At 62.5% G+C, this 21,886-nt stretch carries 13 protein-coding genes; 12 read left to right on the top strand and 1 reads right to left on the bottom strand.

Going from position 1 to position 21,886, the window contains the following annotated elements; all coding sequences use genetic code 11:
* The first annotated feature begins 81 nt into the window (after positions 1–81).
* The 4 genes from FYK55_RS29135 to FYK55_RS15695 all read left to right on the top strand — a co-directional run bounded on the left by FYK55_RS29135 (position 82) and on the right by FYK55_RS15695 (position 3,898).
* Positions 82–525 carry a hypothetical protein gene (locus FYK55_RS29135; protein WP_161604535.1) on the top strand — a complete coding sequence of 148 codons (444 nt, stop codon included), beginning with the start codon at positions 82–84 and terminating at the stop codon, positions 523–525.
* Positions 526–623: 98 nt separating this feature from the next.
* Complete coding sequence (locus tag FYK55_RS15685; protein ID WP_150077382.1) at positions 624–2,573, top strand: sensor histidine kinase; 1,950 nt, start codon at positions 624–626, stop codon at positions 2,571–2,573.
* Positions 2,574–2,739: 166 nt separating this feature from the next.
* The gene (gene rnhA / locus FYK55_RS15690; protein ID WP_150077383.1) at positions 2,740–3,198 is read left to right on the top strand and encodes a ribonuclease HI; all 459 of its coding nucleotides are present in this window, start codon (positions 2,740–2,742) and stop codon (positions 3,196–3,198) included.
* Between the two features lie 157 nt (positions 3,199–3,355).
* Positions 3,356–3,898 (top strand): type 1 glutamine amidotransferase domain-containing protein, encoded by a 543-nt coding sequence (locus tag FYK55_RS15695; RefSeq protein WP_150077384.1) that lies wholly within the window; start codon positions 3,356–3,358, stop codon positions 3,896–3,898.
* Positions 3,899–4,086: 188 nt separating this feature from the next.
* Here the strand turns inward: FYK55_RS15695 and FYK55_RS15700 are convergent, their stop codons facing one another.
* Positions 4,087–4,557, bottom strand: a complete 471-nt coding sequence (locus FYK55_RS15700) for a hypothetical protein (protein WP_161604536.1) — start codon at positions 4,555–4,557, stop codon at positions 4,087–4,089.
* A 1,015-nt stretch (positions 4,558–5,572) separates the two neighbouring features.
* Here FYK55_RS15700 and FYK55_RS15705 point away from each other — a divergent pair.
* From FYK55_RS15705 to FYK55_RS15740, 8 genes are all read left to right on the top strand, one after another.
* Positions 5,573–7,135, top strand: a complete 1,563-nt coding sequence (locus tag FYK55_RS15705) for a sigma-70 family RNA polymerase sigma factor (protein WP_150077386.1) — start codon at positions 5,573–5,575, stop codon at positions 7,133–7,135.
* A gap of 304 nt (positions 7,136–7,439) precedes the next feature.
* A complete protein-coding gene (locus FYK55_RS15710) occupies positions 7,440–8,846 on the top strand; it encodes a tetratricopeptide repeat protein (RefSeq protein WP_150077387.1) in 1,407 nt (468 codons plus the stop codon).
* A 57-nt stretch (positions 8,847–8,903) separates the two neighbouring features.
* On the top strand, positions 8,904–9,926 hold the full coding sequence (gene argC / locus FYK55_RS15715; RefSeq protein ID WP_150077388.1) for an N-acetyl-gamma-glutamyl-phosphate reductase: 1,023 nt from the start codon (positions 8,904–8,906) through the stop codon (positions 9,924–9,926).
* A gap of 109 nt (positions 9,927–10,035) precedes the next feature.
* Complete coding sequence (locus tag FYK55_RS15720; protein ID WP_150077389.1) at positions 10,036–11,088, top strand: type II CAAX endopeptidase family protein; 1,053 nt, start codon at positions 10,036–10,038, stop codon at positions 11,086–11,088.
* A 246-nt stretch (positions 11,089–11,334) separates the two neighbouring features.
* Positions 11,335–14,367, top strand: a complete 3,033-nt coding sequence (locus tag FYK55_RS15725) for a VWA domain-containing protein (protein WP_150077390.1) — start codon at positions 11,335–11,337, stop codon at positions 14,365–14,367.
* Positions 14,368–14,916: 549 nt separating this feature from the next.
* Positions 14,917–15,720 carry a 3-keto-disaccharide hydrolase gene (locus tag FYK55_RS15730; RefSeq protein WP_150077391.1) on the top strand — a complete coding sequence of 268 codons (804 nt, stop codon included), beginning with the start codon at positions 14,917–14,919 and terminating at the stop codon, positions 15,718–15,720.
* Between the two features lie 391 nt (positions 15,721–16,111).
* Positions 16,112–16,654, top strand: coding sequence for an RNA polymerase sigma factor (locus FYK55_RS15735; RefSeq protein ID WP_150077392.1), 543 nt, complete (start codon positions 16,112–16,114; stop codon positions 16,652–16,654).
* On the top strand, positions 16,651–21,780 hold the full coding sequence (locus FYK55_RS15740; RefSeq protein ID WP_150077393.1) for an MG2 domain-containing protein: 5,130 nt from the start codon (positions 16,651–16,653) through the stop codon (positions 21,778–21,780). The genes FYK55_RS15735 and FYK55_RS15740 overlap by 4 nt, the downstream gene beginning before the upstream one ends.
* Positions 21,781–21,886: the final 106 nt, after the last annotated feature.

Raw genomic sequence — 21,886 nt, forward strand, 5'->3', positions numbered from 1 at the left:
GGGTGCTGGAACGGGCTCACAGACCGGGGCCGGTTGGCAGCAAGGTGCCGGGGGGCAGACCGGCGCCGGATTGCAAACCGGTTGGGCTTGCTGGCATCGCATCCGGTGCAGGAAGTGGCCGGCAGAGACCGGGCTGATGCCAAGCACCGCGACAAGGCAGAGCACGAGGGTCCACTGGAGGAGGTTTCGGACCTTTCGATTCATGGTTTTGGGCTCCTGAGCGACCGTGGGATCGCCCATTTCAAACGAGAAAATGCGTTTAGCGTTGTCGGGGAGGAAAGCCGGGACAGCCGGCAGGATTGTGCAACAAGCAATGCTAATTCGCAGAAAAACCGCTCACAAGCGGATAAACTAGGCAAATTGACGTGGATCTGTTCGGTCGCAGTTGTCCGAATCTCTCTGTCGATGATGCAACCTGAAGCGATAAAAAGTACCGTGCCGGTCGGCCCCAATCGCCGCACCGGTGTGGGGCAACCGCCATCCCGGCGTGCAGCGATTCTTCCAGCTTGGATTCTGGCAGCGTGAAGCAATCGCCGTGCCGGTCCCCGGCCGATCGCCATGCCATGGGGCTTGATCGCGAAAGCGGCCGCCCCGTTCGTCCCCCAAGATAACCCTTCAACGTCATGTTTCGCTTGGTTCAAGGCCTTTTTTCGTCGATGAGCCTGGAGCGAAAGTGCCTGCTTTTCTTCGGATCGGCGTTCACGGTGCTGATGTGCGGCGCGTTTCTGGTCGTCCAGACGCTCGGCAACCGGCTGGTGCAGGGAACCACGCAGCAGCGGGCCCAGGATTTGGCCGACGACCAACTGATGCTGTTGCACAGCGATGCAATCTGGTCACGGACCAGTGGGCCCGACGCCATGGAGGTCAACCAGCAGTTGCTCTCGGGGCTGCGGGAAGAGTTGCTCAAAAACGACATCGAGTTCCAAATCCTGGGTCTGGACGATCCCGTCCGGTACGCGAACCTGCCGCCGGTTCAGCCCCCGACCGACCCGGACGAATTGGCGCGGCTGAGGAGTCTGGAAACGCAATTTCGCGAGCAACTTGCCCGCCGCATCACCGAGCAACATCCCGACGTGACCAAACCGTTGGACTTGGGCGAGAATGAACCGATGAGCATGATCGGGCTCGGCACGTTGCCGGTGCATCACCAGCGAGGTCCGATCAACGGGCGCTACATCTACTACCGGCCGATTTTTCCGAAGTTGACCTGCGCCACCTGCCACGCCCCGGAAGGCGCCGAAAGTGAATTGGCGGCCAACGACAACGCAGTCGAGCAGGCCGCCCTGGCGCCGTTCCGCGTGATGCGCGTCAGCATGCCTTACAAAGACACCGAGAACAAAACGACCTGGATCAGTTCGATCGTGGTGGCGCTGGCGATGTTCATCGTCGCCGCGACCCTGTACGTCCTGCACGCCATCGTTCGCTATCTGGTGTTGCAGCCGCTTTACCACCTCCGCGACGTCAGCGATTCGATCACCCACGGCGACGTCACGCAGCGCGCGGTGATCGAAACCGAAGACGAATTCAGAGAGTTGGCCGACGCGTTCAACCGGATGTTGCGGGCCATGCTGGAAAGCCAGGCCAAGGAGAAGGTGATCAACGCCGAACTGGATGCGCGGGTCGACCAGCTGGCGCAATTGAACTGGCAACTGTACGAAGCCAACCGCGTCAAAAGCGATTTCATGGCCAACATGAGCCACGAGTTGCGAACGCCGCTGAACAGCATCATCGGATTCTCCGACGTCCTGCAGGGCATCGATTCGCTCAACGACAAACAACGCCGCTACGCCCAGAACATTCAAAAGAGCGGCCGACTGCTGTTGGAAATGATCAACGACATTCTGGACCTGGCCAAAGTCGAAGCCGGCAAGATGGAGATTCGTCGCAGCGAATTTGACCTCGGCCGGTTGGTCACGGCTCAGTGCGACATGATCCAATCGCTGTCGGAAGAAAAGAACATCTCGTTGACCGTGGACGTCCCCGACGAGCTGCCGACCGCGTTCCAGGATCCCAACAAGCTTGGGCAGATCGTCAACAACCTGCTCAGCAACGCCATCAAGTTCACACCCGAGGGCGGGCGGGTCACGGTCCGCATCATCGATCTGGCCGGCGGACTGTCCACCGGTCGGTTTCGCTTGCTGGTGATCGACACCGGCGTCGGGATCGCTCAGGAAGACCAGAACGTGATCTTCCAAAAGTTCCGTCAAAGCAGGAAAGTGCTCGACGGGGAAGGCCTGACGCGTGAGTTCGCCGGCACGGGATTGGGGTTATCGATCGTCAAGGAATTGGCCAAACTGCTCGGCGGCGAAGTCGGATTTGACAGCGAACTTGGCCGCGGCAGCACGTTCTGGGTGGACCTGCCGTGGCGGCTGAGCGACGAGACGATCCGCTCGGCCTCGCAGTTATCCCGCCCGCCGGGATTGCCTTCCCCGGCGGACCCGCAGGCCAACGTGCTGCCGGCCCAGCGGCCGACTCAGGAATCGAACGCGGCTTCGCAACCGCTGGATCCGGAATCGCGCGAGGCCCCCGATGCGACCGGCAGCGAGCGGTCGCCCGATCACGCCACCCGCTAACGGCCCGCGACCGGAGCACGGCGTGGACGCCAGCGGCTGGTCGTCAGGTTGGCCAACTTGGTCGGCCAACTTGTTTGCTTGGTCCAGCCAGCGTCCGCCCCTCCGTCGCAACTTCCCTGTTCCTGCTCCCTTCATCCCGCGGTACTCCGCCGAATCCACCTGGTCCATGAAACACGTACAGCTATTCACCGATGGAGCGTGCAGCGGCAATCCGGGGCCCGGCGGTTGGGCTTTCATCCTCCGTTGCAGCAAGACGGGTAAAGAGCTCGAACGCTCCGCCGGAGAACCGATGGCGACCAACAACAAGATGGAATTGCAAGCCGTGATCGAAGGCCTGCAAGTCCTCAAAGAACCGTGCCAGGTCACGCTGTACGCCGACAGCAGCTATGTCCTGCAGGGGATGAAGTCGTGGATGAAAGGCTGGAAAAGCCGCGGCTGGAAACGCCGTGACGGTTCGAAACTGGTCCCGGTCAAGAACGTCCAACAGTGGCAGCAGTTGGACCGGCTGATGCAGATGCACGAGATCACGTTCGAACACGTGAAGGGACACGCCGGACACCCGGAGAACGAACGTTGCGACCAATTGGCCGTCGCTGCCTACCAGCGTTACCTAGTCAAAAAGTAGTCGACGCTCCCGATCGGCCGGCCGCGCTCTCAATCGGCCGGCCGCGGGCCGGTGGGATGTGAAGGCCGGTGGGATGTGAAGGCGGCGACGGGATGTTAATTTGCCACGACTGCCCCGCTGGCAACGGCACTTCTTCCCGCGCGACCCGAGAGAACCGATGAGCGACGCCTCCACCGAAACCTTTCCCCTCCGCGGCCAATCGGTTTTGATCCTGGTCGGAGAGATCTACGAAGACCTGGAGCTTTGGTACCCCAAGCTGCGGTTGATCGAAGCCGGGGCCGCGGTGACCGTTGCCGGAAAGGAAGCGGGCCGGGAGTACGCGGGGAAGAACGGCTACCCGTGCGTCGCCGACGCATCGCTGGACCAGATGGACCCGGCGGCGTTTGACGCGTTGGTGGTCCCCGGCGGCTTCATGCCAGACAAGTTGCGTCGCGAGGCCGGCGTGCTGGACCTGGTGCGCCGCTTCGACGCAGCCAAGAAGCCGATCGCCGCGATCTGCCACGGCGGGTGGATCCCCATTTCCGCCGGCGTCTATCGCGGCGTCCGCGTGACGGGATCACCGGGAATCAAAGACGACTTGATCAACGCCGGGGCGTTGTACGAGGACGCAGCCGTGGTCGTCGACGGGCACCACGTCTCCAGCCGCCGACCCGACGACCTGCCAGATTTTTGCCGAGCCCTGATCGAGCGGTTGCGTTGATCGCGGCACGTCACGGATCCCGTGATGTCTTCCAGCGGTGCGCCCTCCAGCGGCGCGTCGTTCCCACTTGATGGGCAATCGCCCAAGTGTCGCGCTTGCGGACAGTTTTTCTTTGCCGCCGCGAACCCCGCCGGGGGCGGCAGCGTTCGAAACCGGCCGCGCGAAGCGGCCGCAGCGGTCCATCGGCATCAACCGGAAGGGTCGTCGGCCAACGCGTCGCGCCCTTTGCCGGGGCTCCGCGAGGCGGCCAGCAGGCCGGCGATGCCGCAAAACAGACCCACGCAACCGGCGATCACCGCGTTCCAACCCCACTTCCGTTTCTCGTCCGCGACGACCTTGTAGTTGTACGGGGCGACCAGATCGACGGAGTACTCTTCCATGTCTTCGTACTCGCGGATCAGGACCGAGGGATCGACCTTTTCGTAGCGTGCCGCAATCTCGGCCATGTGCGTTTCGGTGTTCTCATCGGCTTCAATCAACGCCCAACGGATGCCGCAGTAGGCGGCCCCCAGCAGCGCCGCGGCGGCGATCAGGCTGAGCATGATGAACGCGATGTTGGCGCCGACCGACGGGGCGGCGGTCGGCGGCGGCGGTCGATCCTGCGGCGCGCTCTCCACCCGCGGCAGTTGCCGGAGTTCGCCCAGCTTGGGAACGGCCACCACGGTGTTGCATTTCGGGCAGGTGAGGCTGTCCCCCGCTTGCGCAGGGGTGACCGCCAGTTCCGCTTGGCAATTTGGGCAAATTAACAGGTGCATGAGGCCAAATATGAAGAAGTTTTGAAGGCGTAGCGGGTGGACCGACCCGGGTGTCGGACTAGAATCGGGATGTTACTCGACATCGCCACCCATAAAACCGCTCCCGCATCCCACATGTCCGCGGCCATGGAAAAAATCCTTTGGTCGGGGTACGTCGTGAAGGTGCCGGACATCCTGGATGAATCGCGGCCCCACAACGAACTGAATCGTTCGTCTCAGCGATCCAATGACTCGGATCTGCGACCCCACTGGTGGCGAAGAACCGTCGGGGACAGCCAGGACGGCAATCACCGAAACGCGAGCACAGGTTGCCCGCAATCGTCACCACGAACTCCCTGCCGCAAACGGTCTTGCCTTGCGATCTACGCTGTGTCGATCGTCAGGGTTCACGCCGACGGGTTTGTCGTTGAATCGGCAACACCAGCGGAGAAATCGCGGGTCGGTTGCCCAACCCACACACCACGTTGAAAAGGGTCCAGCCAGGATAGAGTGATCGATGACGATTTCGTCAGCCACGCTGGTTCGTCAGCCACGCTGGAAGTCGGAGCGATCAACAACCCGATCGGAGGCACCGGCAAAGTCAACCGGGCGTCGCCGACCGGGACAATTGGAAAGTTTTTCCAATTGGCGGAGGCTACCAGGGATGCGCAAGGGGGGTGGTAGAGTTTTCGAAGCGAATTTGAGTGACTGCGTTGAAACTGCGCACCCATGGCGGCCGTTTCGCTCGCACCGATGGATTTGCACTTTGAAGACGATGCCAGGGTTCCCGGCGAACAGCGGTTGATGCACACCAACGACGCGTAACATCGAAGACCGATGCGACGTCCCGCAACACCGCGACACCCACTGGACGCCGAACCGACACATACATCATTCATTATTTCAGACACCCTGAACTGTTCCGCCCGGAGTTTTAGTTTTGTTCGATACCCTTTTGGATGAATTTGAAGACGTCGCCGCTCAGTCCGCTGAAGCGGTCACCGGCGGTTTTCGAAAGCTTCCCATTGATGAGAACGAGGAAGATGGCGGCGTGTCTTCGCCGTCACAGGTTGCCGAAGGCGAAGTCCAACTGGACAGCCCCGACGAGCTGTTGGCTGTCGAGGAAGCGGAAACCTGGTCGGACGATCCCGTCCGCATGTACCTGACGCAAATGGGTGAAATCCCGTTGCTGACCCGACGCCAGGAAATCGAACTGGCCAAGCGGATCGAGGAAACTCGCCGTCGTTTTCGCACCAAGCTGTTGGAAAACCACTACGTCCTGGTCGAAGCCTACAAGACGCTCAAGAAGGTCTATCGGGGGCAATTGCCGTTTGACCGCACCGTGCAGGTGTCGGTCACCGATCGCCTGGAGAAAGAGCAGATCATCGGCCGGTTGCCACACAATCTGTTGACCCTGCAAACGCTGCTCAAACGCAACAAGCACGATTGGAAGGTGGCGCTCAGCAAGAGTGCTTCCAAGCGCCGCCGCGCCGAAGCCTGGCGAGCTCTCGCCCGCCGTCGCCGCCGTGCCGTCCGGTTGATCGAAGAGTTGGGTCTGCGGACCCAACGCATCGAAACCCGGATCGACCTGCTGGACAAGTTCAGCAAGCGGCTGACCGAAATCGATCGGCTGGTCAAGGATCAGAAACGCACCAAGCAAGGCCGTGAAGTCCGCGACGCCTTGCTGCACGAACGCCGCCAGATCCTGACCGCTTGCCAGGAAACCCCGACGTCGCTTCGCAACCGCGTCAAGATGCTCAAGTCGGTGTACGCCGACTACCAACAAGCCAAACGGGAACTCAGCGAAGGCAACCTCCGATTGGTCGTCTCCATCGCCAAAAAGTACCGCAACCGCGGCCTGTCGTTCTTGGATCTGATCCAGGAAGGCAACGCCGGTTTGATGCGGGCGGTGGACAAGTTTGAGTACCGCCGCGGCTTCAAATTCTGCACCTACGCGACCTGGTGGATCCGTCAGGCGATCACCCGCGCGGTGGCCGACCAGAGCCGGACCATCCGGATCCCGGTGCACATGGTTGAAACGATGAGCCGTGTTCGCAACGTCGCTCGGCAACTGCTGCAGGAGCTCGGCCGCGAGCCGACCATTGAGGAGACCGCCCGCCGCGCCGACGTGACCGTCGAAGAGGCCCGACGCGTGCTGACCATGAGCCGGTTCCCGATCTCGCTGGATCGCCCGGTCGGCAACAGCGAGGACAGCCAGTTCGGCGACCTGTTGCCCGACGGAACCGCCGAAAGCCCTCAGATCGGCGCGACGCAGGAAATGCTGCGGGACCGGATCACCAACGTGCTGAAATCTCTGTCCTACCGCGAACGCGAAATCATCAAGCTCCGGTACGGACTCGGTGATGGCTACAGCTACACGCTGGAAGAGGTCGGGCACATCTTCAAGGTGACCCGCGAGCGGATCCGGCAAATCGAAGCCAAGGCCGTCCGCAAGCTGCAGCAGCCCAGTCGCAGCCAAGACCTGGTCGGGTTCCTCGACTAATCTGGTCGGAAACGGTGTCGCGACGCTCGCCGGAGCGTCGCGCTTCGCCGTCTGGCGACAGCGGCTACCAGGCTGTGAGGTTTTCAGACCGTCGGCCTAACGCACCGACCGGCGGTTAGCGCCTTGCCGTTCATCGCACCGCGAATCACGGTGTTTCGACTGAAAGTAGCGCCGTGGCGCTGGGATTTCCGTTGTTCTCCGCCGACGACCCCCGCACCGGCGACGACCGTTCCATCACCTGGGCGACGATGTGATCATCGTCGCCTTTTTCTTTTCATCGTCTTCTCCCACCGGATCCCCTCCGATGCCGACCGTTGCCGAGGTGCTTTCGCAAGGCTGGAAGGTCCACCAAGCCGGCAAGTACTCCGATGCCGAGCGAGTGTACCGCCACGTCATTTCCCAGGTGCCCGCCAATCCGGAAGCCCATGTCTACCTGGGGATCGCCCTGTTCGACCAGCGTCGCTTTGTCGATTCCATCGCGGCCTACCGAACCGCCCTGCGGCTTCGCAAGGAGTTCCCGATTGCCTGGAACAACCTGGGAAACTCGTTGCGGATGGTCGGCGACGTCCAGCAGAGTGACGCCTGTTTCGACAAGGCAATGTCGTTGGACCCAGACTACCTGTCGGTTTACAAGAACCGCGGCACGCTGTGGGTCTGGTCCGGCGAGGTCGAGCGTGGACGAGAGTGGTATGAGCGCGGCCTGCGGCTGGCACCCGAGGATGCCGAACTGCATCGCAACCTGGGCGTCATCTACCTGCTGCAGGGCGATTATCGACGTGGCTGGCCGGAGTATCGTTGGCGGTGGCGGATGCCCGCGTTGAAACGGCCCACCGTGGCTGCCCCGCTTTGGACCGGCCAATCGCTCAATGGACGATCCATCCTGTTGTATCCCGAACAGGGCCGCGGCGACGAGATGCATTTCGTTCGCATGGCCGGGGTGCTTGCGGGCGTCGGAGCGCGGGTGGTGGTGCTGACCGATCCATCCATGATTCCGCTGTTCACATCCGTCCGCGGCATCCAATCCCTGTTGCCCACCGGAACGGCGCTGCCGCCGGTCGATTACCATGCGTCGTTCATCGACGCCGCCGACGCCTGGTACCAGCTGTACCACGAATTGCCGTACGCGGCCGACAGCTTCGTCACTGGAAACACCCACGCCGGGTACCTGAACGTGTCGGACCCGTTGGTCAGTTACTGGGATCGCTGGCTGGAGAACAACGCCATGGGCAAGGACGGCCGCAAGCGGATCGGAATCGCCTGGCAGGGAAACCCCAAACACCATGCCGATGTTTATCGCAGCGTTCCGTTGGAAGCCTTTCGACCGCTTGCCGAAGACGATCGGTTGAAACTGGTGAGCCTGCAGTTCGGATTCGGCAGCGAACAGCTGGACAAGACGGACTTCGCCGATTCGATCGGGCGTCTGCCCGAAGACACCGACACGACCGGGGGAGCATTCACCGACACCGCGGCCGTCATGAAAAACCTGGATCACGTCGTCACCAGCGACACCTCGGTCGCCCACTTGGCCGGCGCTTTGGGCGTTCCGACGACCGTCATCCTGGGAAAAATCCCCGACTGGCGATGGCTGCTCGAGGGCGACCGAACCGATTGGTATCCCAGCATGCGGCTGGTGCGTCAAAGCGAACTTGGCAGGTGGCAGGATGTCCTGTCTTCCATCCACACGACCTTGGCCAGCGGAAACAATGCGTGACCACCGGCCCCTTGAGCTCCTCCACCTGTCAGAGACACCCTCGTTTGGACTGATGCCATGACCCTTTCTGTCGCCTTGGTCGGTTCCACCGGCTACACGGGGCTGGAGGTTGCCCGCCTGCTGTCGAACCACCCCTCCGCGCGGCTGCAAATCGCGACGGCCCGGAGCGACGCGGGAAAACACATCACCGAAGTGCACCCTTCGCTGACCGGACGCGTCGATCTGACCCTGAAAGAGTTTGACGCCAACGAAATCGCACAGTCCTGCGATGTCGCGATGTGTTGTCTGCCCCATGGTGCATCGGCCGAAACGGTCAAGGAGCTGATCGAGGCCGGAGTTCGTGTGATCGACTTTAGTGCGGACTTTCGTCTGTCCTCGGTGGAGGTCTACGAATCCTGGTACAAGGTCAAGCATCCCTGGCCTCAACGCGTCGGTGACACGGTCTACGGGATGCCGGAGTTTTTTGCGGACGCGATCAGCGGCGCTGACGTGGTCGCCAATCCGGGATGTTATCCGACCAGCGCGATCATGCCCCTGGCCCCGTTGATCCGGGAACGCTTGATCGACCCCCACGACATCATTGTCGACAGCAAGAGCGGGGTCAGCGGCGCCGGCCGCAGCGCAAAGGTCGCCACACTGTATTGCGAAACCAATGAGTCGATCGCCGCGTATGCCGTCGGCAGCCACCGACATCAACCGGAAATCGAAGACCTGGTTGGCAGGATCACCAGTCAACCGATCCAGGTGGTGTTCACGCCGCACCTGACACCGATGAGCCGCGGAATCCTGTCGACCATCTACGCTCGCCCGGCCGAACACGGATCGACCGATCGCGTCGAGCAGATCATGCAGTGTTGGCGCGACACCTTCGCGGACAGCCACTTCGTTAACCCCGTCGAACACCTGCCCGCCACCGGGCATGTCGCAGGCACCAATTACGTCCAAATGGCGGCGCGGGGATCCGGCGATCGCCTGGTGTTGCTTTGCGCCATTGATAACCTAGCCAAAGGGGCCAGCGGGGCGGCGATCCAGAACATGAACGTCATGTTCGGCATCGATCCGACCACCGGCCTGCGCTAGCCGGACCGCGGCAGTTGGCATGACATGACCGACCGGCGGCCAGCGCCGATCCACTCACAAAGCTCGTTCGATTTGGACTCGCCTCTCACCGTCGGCAAATTGATCTTTGATGCAAGACGAACACGATCATTTCCCCGAGGACCCTTCGAACGATTCACAGGGATCGATGGTCAATCCCTATGAAGTGGGTCGGGACACCGCGCCACCGACCGACCCGAGCGGCATTCCCACGGTTCCGACAACGCTGCCTGACCCGACATCGGTGGCTTCGGCCGCTACGCGGCCGCGGACCTGGACCGTGGTCGCCATCCCGCTGGTATCGCTGGCCACGTTTTTCATCACCAGCTCCGTGATGGTGGCGATCGCGTTCCTGGTGGTCCACGGCACGGTGGATCGAAAACTGTTGGGCGATCCGGAAGCGATGAAAGCCGTGTCGGGTTCCCGGATCGGTCTGATCCTGTTGGTCGTCGTTCCCCAACTCGCGCTGGTTCTGCCGTCGGTCCTCGCCGCCCTGGTCTCGCCGGTGGGTTTCGCCAAACGGCTGTCGCTGGTCCGCGGCCATTGGCCGATCTGGGCCTGGATTGCGGCGGCGGCGGCAACGCCCCTGGTCGGATGGGTTTCCTCGATCGTGGTCGGCTCGCTGATGGAGGAAAGTGAGAACCTGCGGATGATGTCGGACATCTTTCGCGGCCACGGTGCGAACGGCTTTCTGATTCCGCTGGCGTTGCTGATCGGAGCCACCCCGGCGATCTGCGAAGAATTGTTATTTCGCGGCTACGTTCAAACGCGTCTGGTGCGGGCGCGGGGTCCGCTGCGCGGCATCCTCGTCTCCTCGCTGCTGTTCGCCGCCTTCCACATGGACTGGGTGCACGTGGTGGCCGTCTTTCCGCTGGGGCTGTACCTGGGCTTCGTCGCTTGGAGAAGCGGTTCGCTGCTGCCGGCGATGCTGGGTCATTTCGTCAACAATGCCATCAGCGTGTTCGCCGTGGTACTCTCGCCCGAAGATCCCTCGATCGAACCCTCCGCCGAAATGGTCACTTTCCTGCTGACCGTGATCAGCGCCGGATTGTTGGGGGCGGCATTGACGCTGACCGCTTCGGTCCGGTTCGCCGGCCCCAAAGAAGTTGCTTCCGCGCCCTCGGATCCGCTGGGGCCGGCGTGATCGCGGCGCCGGCGATCGGCCATCCGTTCCGCGTTGCCAAGCGGTCCGCAGGGCGCGCGTGGGGGATCGGATCGGCGGCGGGGTCGGCCATCGCGCCGATGTCGACTCGGATTGTGGGACCGATCGAATCGCCGATTGCTGTATGATGGGGCGGTTGGCGCGTGCCGGCCGAAGCCGCGTCGGGGCCCGGAGGTTCCGCGCAGCTGGCCCGAAATTGCTGACCACTCCCGCTGAGAATTGGACTCCATGCTGCCGTATCGCTTGAGCTTTGAACATCCCACGTACCTGTGGTTGTTGCTGGGGCTGCCGGTGCTGTGGTTCCTCGGCTACCAGTCGCTGGCGGTCCTGGGCAAGACGCGACGCGCTTTGGCACTGCTGCTGCGTTCGCTGGTCTGGACGGTGCTGGTATTCGCGCTCGCTGGCGTGCAAGTCGTCCGGGTCAGCGATCGGATGACGGTGATGTATGTCTTGGACCAATCCGAAAGCATCCCTCTGGCCAAGCGCCAGGTGATGCTGGATTACGTGGTCCGCAATGTTCGTCGGCACCGGGACGCCCGCCGGCAGGATCGCGCCGGCATCATCGTGTTCGGCCGCGACGCTTCGATCGAGATCCCGCCCTTCGATGACGACATCCGACTGCGCCGCTTGGAGAGTCTGCTGGATCGCGCCGACGCGACGAACCTGGAATCGGCATTGAATTTGGCGCAGGCCACCATGTCGGCGGACACGGCCCGCAGGATCGTGGTGGTCACCGACGGCAATGAGAATCTGGGCCAGGCGCGCAAGCTGGTCGCCCGCGTGGCGGCCGCCGGGATCGGCATCGATGTCGTCCCGGTGATGCTGGATGCCAAGAGCGAAGTGTTGGTGGAAAAGATCGATCTGCCCACCGATATACGCAAGGGCCAACCGTTCGAAGCCCGGATCGTCGTCAGCAACTATGCCGACAACGCCGGGAGTGATGCGGAGCCCACCAAAGGCAAGATCCGAGTCAAACAAAAGGTCGGTGACAACGAATCCATCCTGCTGGAACAGGACATCACGCTGGAGAACGGGAAGAACGTTTTTCCACTGCGTCACACGATCGATCGTCCGGCCCCGTACATCTATGAAGCCGAATTTGTACCGGCCGGCGACGACGATGACGGGCTGCGTCAAAACAACTCCGCCACCGCCTACACCCACGTTCGCGGCCAGGGCCGCGTGCTGTTGATCGAAGATCGGTCCAATGAGGGCGATTTCGATCTGATGGTGGATCGGCTGCGTGACAACAACATCGAAGTCGTCACCCAATTCAACGACGACCTGTTCGGGTCGTTGGCCGAGCTCCAGGCCTACGATGCGGTCATCCTGGCCGGCGTGCCTCGCGTTTCCGGTGACAGCGACAACAAGATCGTTTCGTTCAGCGACGCCCAGATCGAAATGCTGGTTCGCAACACCCAGCAATTGGGTGCCGGGCTGTTGATGATCGGCGGACCGGAAGCCTTCGGCGCCGGTGGCTGGACCGGTACCGAGCTGGAAAAAGCGATGCCGGTCGATTTCAAAATCAAAAACGCCAAGGTCCAAGCCGTCGGTGCGCTGGCGCTGATCATGCACGCCAGTGAGATGGCCGACGGAAACCACTGGCAAAAAGTGATTTGCAAGTCGGCGATCGAACAACTGGGACCATCCGACCTGGCGGGCGTGTTGCACTGGAGCTTCAACGGCGACGCCTGGCTGTGGGGCGGACAACAGGGGCTGCTGGAAGTTGGTCCGAACCGCCGGGCGATGCTCGCGCGGGTGTCCAAGATGACGCCGGGCGACATGCCCCAGTTCGACCCCGCGATGAAGATGGCCGCCAAATCACTCGCGGCCGCACCTGCTTCGGTCAAGCACTGCATCATCATCTCCGACGGCGATCCCAGCGATCCGACGCCCGGCACGATCAATGCGTTCAAGAACGCCAGCATCTCGATCAGCACGGTGGCCGTCGCGTCACACGGATTGGCCGGCAGCCAACGGTTGCAAAACATCGCCACCGCGACGGGCGGAAAGTATTACAGCGTCAAATCCGGCCGCGCCCTGCCGCGAATCTTTCAGCGTGAAGCCCGGCGTGTCTCCAAGCCGTTGGTCTACGAACCGCCCGGCGGCGCCGTCCCCGAAGTCATCTTTCCGCACCCACTACTCGACGGGATCGATCGCGTGCTCCCGCCCGTCTCGGGCTTCGTGATGACGCAGACCAAAGACAGCCCTTTGGCCCAGGTCTTGATCCAATCTCCCAAACCTGAGCAGCCGGAAAACGCAACGATCCTGGCAGCCTGGACCTACGGGTTGGGCCGGACCGCCGCACTGACCACGGACGCCGGAGCCCGTTGGGCGGGCGCCTGGAACGACTGGGCCGACTACGACAAGTTCTACAGCCAGCTGGTGCGTTGGCTGATGCGCCCCACCGGTGACACCGGCAAGTTCACCATCGCGACTCAGGTGGAAGACGGACAGGTACAAGTCGTCGTCAACGCCTTGGCCGAAGACGATTCCTTCCTGGACTTTTTGGAGATGAACGCCACCGCGTTGGATGCCGAATTGAATCCCATCCCGTTGGAGATGCGCCAGACCGCACCGGGCCGGTACGTCGGATCGTTCCCCGCCAATTCGGCCGGCAGCTACTTCGTCAACGTGGTGCCGACCGCCGGGGCAACGCCGCTGACCACCGGGGTCACCGTTCCCTACAGCGACGAATACCGCGTCCGCGAAACCAACCTCTCACTGATCGAATCGCTCGCCAAGACACAACCGCGAGGCGGTGCGGCGGGCGAAGTGACGCCGCCCCTGGAGCAACGTCCCGGGGCAGAGTCGGTCGACTCGGACCCGTTCCGCGGCGGGCTGGCCCTGGCCCGCAGCATTCGAGACGCCTGGCCCTGGTTCGTCCTGGGCGGATGTTGTTTGTTCCTGGGCGACGTGATGATCCGCCGAATCGCACTGGACTTCAGCTGGATCGGGCGACTGATCCGCCGGTTGCGGGGTGAGAAGGTCGATCAATCCGCAGCCGTCACGCGGCTGGACGCGCTCCGCAAAAGCAAGGCGCAGCTCGGCGATGATCTGGAAAAGCGGCGCGCGAGTGTTCGTTTCGAGCCCACGCGGGTGGACGGGTCCGACGAGCCGGTTGATCTGGCCGATCCCGGCCAGCCACGCAAGGGCTCCTTGCCGGAGAGCCCCAAAGACGAACCCGCCCCGACGTCGTACACCGAACGTCTGCTGGAGGCCAAGCGTCGCGCCCGAAAGGACAAACCGGACGGCGAATAAGCCTCAGGCGAACTCCATCGCCGCGACGACGCGGCAGGCGGAGCCTGCCCCACCGCTGGGTCCAAGGCCGGAGCCTTGGAACCAGGAATCGCACGCCTTCAGGGGCCCAACCTCAATCTCGTTCCCGGGCTCCCGCCCGGGAACGCACTGCAACGCTGGCTCCGCCAGCTCCCCCACGCCAAAACTCACGCGAACTCCATCGCCGGGCCGACGCGGCAGGCGGAGCCTGCCCGACAGTGGGTTCCAAGGCCGGAACCTTGGAACCAGGAATCGCACGCCTTCAGGGGCCCAACCTCAATCTCGTTCCCGGGCTCCCGCCCGGGAACGCACTGCAACGCTGGCTCCGCCAGCTCCCCCGCGCCAAAACTCACGCGAACTCCATCGCCGCGCCGACGCGGCAGGCGGAGCCTGCCCCACCGCTGGGTTCCAAGGCCGGAGCCTTGGAACCAGGAATCGCACGCTCTCGGGTGGCGGCATCCGTTCTCGCTTCGACCCGCGCGTGTAGAATCAGTCCGCACCGAACTTTCCCACCATCGAAGCTGGTTTGACATGAATTTCCGATCCTTGCCATTCGCCCTGATCCTCGCCTTCACTTTCTCAACGTTTCACAGCATCGGATCGGCCCAGGAACCGTCCGAGGGGAAATGGATCCAGCTGTTCAACGGCAAAGACCTGGAAGGTTGGACACCCAAGATTCGTTACCACGAAGCCGGAGACAATCACGCCAACACGTTCCGCGTGGTCGATGGTCTGCTGACAGTCAACTACGACGGCTATGACACGTTCGACGAGACGTTCGGCCACCTGTTCTATCAGGACGAGTTTTCCCACTACCGTTTTCGCGTGGAGTATCGCTTCATCGGCGAGCAGTGTGACGGAGGCCCCGGTTGGGCGATTCGCAACAGTGGTGTGATGATTCACGGCGAACAGCCCACAACGATGGCCAAGGACCAAGACTTCCCGGCCTCAATCGAAGTCCAGTTGCTCGGCGGCGACGGCACCAACCCGCGAACGACGGCCAACCTGTGCACCCCGGGCACCAACGTGGTGATGAATGACGAATTGGTGACTCGCCATTGCACCTCATCCACCTCGAAGACCTACCACGGACCACAGTGGGTGACGGTCGAAATTGAAGTCCGCGGCAACGAAATCATCAAACACATTGTCGACGGAGAGGTGGTCCTGCAGTACACCCAACCCCAGCTTGATGAACGCGACGAACACGCCAAGGAGTTGGCGGAGAAACAAGGCGGGATTCAGTTGGACAAGGGCACGATCTCCTTGCAATCAGAGAGCCATCCGGTCCAGTTTCGCAAAGTGGAACTGATGGTCTTGAAAGACGAACGCTGAGCTCGCTCGACCCGCAGCGATTCTTTTTTGTCGGCGCTGCTTCCCTGGCTGACGTTTGACCCTCGTTGAAAACGAGGCAGAAGTGATCCGCGCGGGTGCCGTCGTCCAGGGCCGAAGGCCCGACAGCCTCCTGCCGGGGACGCCAGTCCCCGGTTTCCGCGTCCCCATCGCCCGCAAACCCCGCTGGGGCGACAAATCCTCTCGGCTCCTCCGCAGCCCCCAAAGATCATCCCAAATCTGCTGCGGCCAAGCACTTGCGGCAAGCCTTCTGGGCCGGCGTGTCGCTAATCTGGTGAAAAACCACGCCCTTTTCTGCCCCACGGCAAATCCGTGCCCCACCGCGAATCGTCTGACTTTTCGGACAACGCATCCTCCGCGGTGAACAGACTTCATGGCCGACGAACCGGAAACGATCGAGCCCGACTGCTGCGACGCCCGTTCGGGGCGTTTGGAGCGGCTGTTTGGTCAATGCCGGGATGAAATCCTGGGCACGCTGTTCTACGTCGTCGGGAACGTCGAAGACGCCCGTGATGCGTTGCAGGAAACGTTTTTGAAGTGCTGGCACCGCCGGCATCAAATCGACGACGTCCAGAATCTCAGGGCATGGGTCTTTCGCATCGCGATCAATACCGGTCGTGACGTCCGCAAGACCGCCTGGAATCGTCGCCGGCAAACCTTGCGAGAGGATGTACCAATGCCCTCGACAACCGAAAGCTCGCCAGACGGACTGGTGCGAGACGAAGAACGCCAGCGACTGCGGCGGGCGATCTCGCAGTTGCCCGTTGAGCAACAGGAAGTGTTCCTGATGCGGCAGAACGGCGACCTGACTTACTGCCAGATTGCCCAAGCAATGTCGCTTCCGGTCGGCACCGTCAAAACGCGGATGCGATCCGCCATCCGTCAGCTCCGTGAGACTGTGGGAGATCTGTCATGAGCGCACTGCCTCCTTCAGACGATCCAAAGCGTGACGAAGAATCTTTGCGTCAACGCCTCATGGAACTTCACTACGATTTGCTGGACGACGAGGAAGCGGACGAGCTTCGCCTGCGCATCGACCAGGACGCGACGGCGGCCAGGCTATGGCGGGAAACCCGCGTATTGGCCGGGAAGTTTGCCGACGCGGCCCGACTGGACGCGGCATCAGTCACCCTGGAACGGCCGGCCCAAACCGCCAGCTCCGGACGTCCCGACAACGATCCGTTTCGATCTTCGTTGGATGCCGACGGGCGGACATCGCACGTCAAGCGGGCGACGGAGCATGCTGATGGCGAAACCGCACCGGTCGGCGGCAACAGAGACCTTCGCTTCTGGCTGGGCATGTTGGCGGTCGCGGCGGCGGTGACCGTGATCGTCACCGCGACCCGCTACGCAACTTCGCTTCCAGATTCTCCCGGCGACATGCTGCAGGTCACCCTGCAACCGGTGACGGGAAGCGAGGCGACGGCACGAAACGAGTTCTTTGTCGCCGTCGGTCCCTCCCGCCCGACAACCGCTTTGTCGGGATTCGACCGCTCGGCACCCATCGTGCCGGCACGAATCTCCTACGAAGTCGTTTCCGATGGGATCGTGCTGTTCTTTGGCAGCACCGAAACGAAACCGGATGCGTACGGAACCATCCGGGTTCCCGACGACGTCACGATCCCCGGCGATGCCGTGTTGCGCGTCGATGCCGAACCGCTGGAGGAGGCGGGGGAATACGTTCGTTTGACGGTGCCGTTGGAGCCGACGCGTTGTCTGACCTACCTGTCGACGGACCGCCCCGTTTACCGACCGGGCGAAACGCTGTACTTCCGCTCGGTGACGCTCAATCGCCGCACGCTCACGCAGCATTTGGAAGTACCGATCCGGTATGAGTTGCTGGATCCGAGCGGCGCGACGGTTGATGGATTGGTCAGCGAGGGAATCACCGAACGCGGCGTGGGCAACGGTGCCTGGACGCTGCCGTCGTCGTTGGCGGGCGGCTCCTATCAATTGGCCGCCAAGAGTTTGGACGGCTTTTTCCCGGATCAAACCTGTGAGATCCAGATCCGCGCCTATCGCCCGGTGCGTTTGAAAACGGAGCTCGAATTCGGCGAGCGGTCGTACGGCGCCGGTGACCGCGTGACGGCGGACTTGCAAGTCCGTCGCGCCGACGATGAAATCCCGACCGGCGCTGTGGCTCGCGTCAGCGCGACCGTTGACGACCAGGTCGTTCACACCGCGCAAGACACGCTGTCGGAAGAAGGAACCCTGACCGTCGAATTCGACCTGCCGGGGCACCTGCGTTCCGGAGAGGGAACTTTGTCGATCGCTATTGATGACGGTTCGGTGACCGAGACGGCGGTGCGTCCGATCCCGATCCACACCGGCCGCGCCGAAATCCGCTTCTTTCCCGAAGGCGGCTACCTGGTGGGCGGGATCCAGAACCGCGTGTACTTTGACGCCCACAACCGCGACGGAGACCCGATCGAAATTGCCGGCGAGATTCTTTCCCAAGCCGGTCGCGTCGTTGCCGACGTGCAGACCGTGCGGGACGGGATGGGCAGCTTTCAATTCAAACCGGAATCGGGACAACGCTACTCGCTCCGCGTCACATCGCCGGTCGACATCACGGAAACACCATGGCTGCCGTCCGTCGTCGAGGCGCTGCCGGTGTTGCACACGGGGTCCGGAGTTTTTGAGGCGTCCGAGCCACTGCAAATGACCGTCCGAAGCACGAAGCGGCGGCGGGTGTTGGCGCGAGCCGTCTGTCGGGGCGAACTCGTGGGCGCGCAATCCGTTGAACTGGGGATCGGCGACAACGAGGTCCAGGTGTCACTTCAGGAGCGTGCCCACGGCGTGATCCGCGTGACGCTGCTGGATCTGGAAACGGATTCAAAGACCGCCACGCCCTTGGTGGAGCGACTTGTCTACCGCCGCGACGAAGAAAGGTTGAAGATCCGGGCGACGGTCGATGGAGATCAGCGGGTGCACGCGCCGGGTTCGCCCGTCCAAATGACCGTCCATGTGACGGATGAGAATGATCAACCGGTCCCCGGGGCGGTGTTGGGCGTCAGCGTCGTCGACGACGCGGCGCTCAGTCTGCAACAACGGGAATCGCCTTCGATCGGAACGCACTTCTTGTTGACCAGCGAGATCGAGTCGCCCGAGGATCTGGAGCACGCGAACTTCTATCTGCAAGCGTCTCCCGAAGCCGCCGAAAGCCTGGACCTGCTGCTGGGCACGCAGGGCTGGCGTCGTTTCGTCAGTGGCTCGCCTCAGCAATTCGACATGGCCTTCCGCGACCGTTTGATTCGGCTGCTGGAGCTTGATGGCAATCGCGATGAGATCGCTGGTCAACCTTCGTCGAACGCGTCGGCGATCGCTGATCGTTACCGGCAGTATCGGACAACGGTGCAGCAACTTTGGCACCGCTTCCTGCGGGAACTCCGTTGGGCCCTGATGATCATCGGGACGCTGTGGCTGATCGCCTTCCTGATTCGTCCGCGAAGAAAGGCGGTTTCTGTGGCCGTCGTGTTGCTGGCCGGGGCGGTCTCGTTGGCAATCTTGGGGTGTGGGGGTCATCAAGCCAATGAGGTGATCACGTCCGGAGACGCCGCGCTGGACGAATCCTTCGCCGAGATGGCCACGCCGCCCGAATTGATTGCGGAGCCTGGACCGGCGGGATCGGGGAAACTTCAACCACCCAAATCGCCAAGCCCGGAACCGGGTCTGATCGGACGCTTCGCCGAATACTTTTTGACTCGCCAAAGCGGCGCCGAGAAAGTCGATGCGGGGAACGCCCGGATTACAGCCGAGCAGCTTCGCCAGTGGGCGGCCGCAAGAGGCTTGGACGCTCAAACGATGGCGGATCGGATGATGGAAGAATTGCGATTCCCCATCCGCCAATACGCCCACCTGAGACGATCGAGCGAACCGGGAATCCGCAGCGACTTCACCGAGACGCTGTACTGGAATCCCGCGATGGTCACCGATTCGACGGGCACGGTCAGCGTCCGATTCGAGCTTTCCGACGCGTTGACGATGTTCCGATTGCGAGCCGAGGGACATGCGCCCGGCGGCCGGTTGGGCAGCGGAACCGGGTCGGTGGTCACCCGCCTGCCCGTCCAGGTCGAACCGAAGTTGCCGTTGGAAGTGACGGCGGGCGACCGCATCGATTTGCCCGTCGGCGTGGTCAATGCGACCGGCCAGGACGCTGCGTTCGAGGTCGGCATGCAAACCGGATCGGACCTGCAAGCGAACGAGCAAGCAACTTCGGTATCGCTTGCGACCGACGGCCGGGCGACGACTGTCTTTCCCGTGCACGTCAGCAACGTTTCGCGTCCGGCCAGGAGCGAAGTGTCCGTTTGGGCCAGGCAATCCGACGGCCAGGCATCCGATCAGGTCCGCCGCCACGTCTCCATCGTGCCCTCGGGCTTTCCCTTTCAGCTCGATCGCTCCGGATCACTCACCGATCAGGCCTCCGTCGCGATGAACCTCCCCAAAGCGGTCTCGACCGATTCGCTGCAAGGAACGATCACGGTGTTCCCAAACACGCGTTCGCAAGTCAGCGCCGGGATGGAGAGCATTCTGCGCGAGCCGCACGGCTGTTTCGAGCAAGCGTCGGCGTCGAACTACCCGAACGTGATGGCGTTCCAGCTGATGCAAGTCGATGGCCGCGTGGACGACCGATTCCGCCGAAACACAGAATCGCTCCTGCGACGCGGCTACCGGAAACTGACGCAGTACGAATGCGCCCAACTGGGATACGAGTGGTTCGGAAACGATCCGGGCCACGAAGCTTTGACGGCGTTCGGCTTGATGCAGTTCACCGAGATGGCCAAGGTGATCGACGTCGACGCGGAGATGCTGCAGCGGACGCGGCGGTGGCTGTTGGAACGTCGCGACGGCAAAGGCGGCTTCAAGCGAAATCCGCGACACCTGCATGAATGGTCGCTCCGTCAGGAAGTCGTCGATGCTTACGTCCTGTGGTCGCTGTCGGAAGCCGACTCTCAGGCGGGACGCCCCGAATTGACACAGCAGGATTTTGGTCCGGAACTCCAGGCGTTGGAACGTGCTGCGGCATCATCAGAAGATGCTTACCTGATTGCCCTGGCCGCAATCACGCTGGACAACGTCGGCCGCCAGTCCGCCGCCCGGACCTTGCGGCAGCGGTTGCAGACGTTACAAGCTTCCGACGGCAGCTTGACCGGCGAGACGACCGTGACCCAAAGCGGGGGAGTTTCGCGGACCGCCGAAACCACCGCTTTGGCAATCCTGGCGTGGGCCGACCATCCCGAATCACAACCCCACGCCCGATCGGCGACCGGCTGGTTGATCGATCATCGCAGCGGCCAGGGGTTCGGTTCGACGCAAGCCACCGTGCTGGCACTCAAGGCACTGATCGCAATGCACAAAGTTTTGGGCAACGATGAAAGCGGCTCGGTCGAAGTCCGGTTTGCCGGGGAACCCGTCCAGACACTCCGTTGGCAGGAAACACCGCAGGAGGGTGTGACCTTGGAACTGCCCGCTGCGATCCTGGCACGCATGCAATCGGAACCTGGCAGCCAGCTGACACTGCATCACTCGGGGCCATCCTCCGTGCCGTTCACGGTGCAGCTCACTGGCAGAACTTCCAAGCCGGAAAGTGATCCCGAATGCACGATCGGCATCAAAGTTCGTTTGCGATCCGGTGAGGAGGACGACCAGGCAAATCCCGATTCCGGTGACACGTTCACGATGCGTGCCGGTCAAACCGCCAACGTGCAAGTCGAGGTCGTCAACCGGACCCAGCAAGGTCAGCCCATGACGGTGGCCGCCGTCGGACTTCCCGGTGGGCTGGAACCGGTGATCGAAGACCTGGAGCGTCGGCGCGAGGCGGGCCAGATCGACTACTACGAACTGCGCGGACGCGAAGTCGTGTTGTACTGGCGCACGATGGCACCGGCAGAACGAAAGCGGGTACGGTTCGCCTGCGTCGCCGAGATTGCCGGGCACTACAGCGGACCGCCAAGCCAAGCCTACCTGTACTACACCGCCGAATCACGATGCTGGATCGATCCGTTGGTCGCCACGATCAACAACGAACAGGCGGTCGAGTGAAGCACGCGGACAGGCCGTGACGGACACGAGATCACGGGGCGGATCGGCGGCACGTTTGATGCCGCAAGGTCGTGCAGCTTTGCTTCCCCCTCCCTCCGAGAGGATC

Origin of the sequence: Roseiconus nitratireducens, assembly GCF_008629675.1 — a bacterium.
Lineage (GTDB): Bacteria > Planctomycetota > Planctomycetia > Pirellulales > Pirellulaceae > Stieleria > Stieleria nitratireducens.

What these genes read in the sequence shown, in the direction of transcription:
- FYK55_RS15685 (WP_150077382.1), top strand. Translation starts at nt 624, where the DNA reads ATGTTTCGCTTGGTTCAAGGCCTTTTTTCGTCGATGAGCCTGGAGCGA.
- rnhA (WP_150077383.1), top strand. Translation starts at nt 2,740, where the DNA reads ATGAAACACGTACAGCTATTCACCGATGGAGCGTGCAGCGGCAATCCG.
- FYK55_RS15695 (WP_150077384.1), top strand. Translation starts at nt 3,356, where the DNA reads ATGAGCGACGCCTCCACCGAAACCTTTCCCCTCCGCGGCCAATCGGTT.
- FYK55_RS15710 (WP_150077387.1), top strand. Translation starts at nt 7,440, where the DNA reads ATGCCGACCGTTGCCGAGGTGCTTTCGCAAGGCTGGAAGGTCCACCAA.
- argC (WP_150077388.1), top strand. Translation starts at nt 8,904, where the DNA reads ATGACCCTTTCTGTCGCCTTGGTCGGTTCCACCGGCTACACGGGGCTG.
- FYK55_RS15720 (WP_150077389.1), top strand. Translation starts at nt 10,036, where the DNA reads ATGCAAGACGAACACGATCATTTCCCCGAGGACCCTTCGAACGATTCA.
- FYK55_RS15725 (WP_150077390.1), top strand. Translation starts at nt 11,335, where the DNA reads ATGCTGCCGTATCGCTTGAGCTTTGAACATCCCACGTACCTGTGGTTG.
- FYK55_RS15730 (WP_150077391.1), top strand. Translation starts at nt 14,917, where the DNA reads ATGAATTTCCGATCCTTGCCATTCGCCCTGATCCTCGCCTTCACTTTC.
- FYK55_RS15735 (WP_150077392.1), top strand. Translation starts at nt 16,112, where the DNA reads ATGGCCGACGAACCGGAAACGATCGAGCCCGACTGCTGCGACGCCCGT.
- FYK55_RS15740 (WP_150077393.1), top strand. Translation starts at nt 16,651, where the DNA reads ATGAGCGCACTGCCTCCTTCAGACGATCCAAAGCGTGACGAAGAATCT.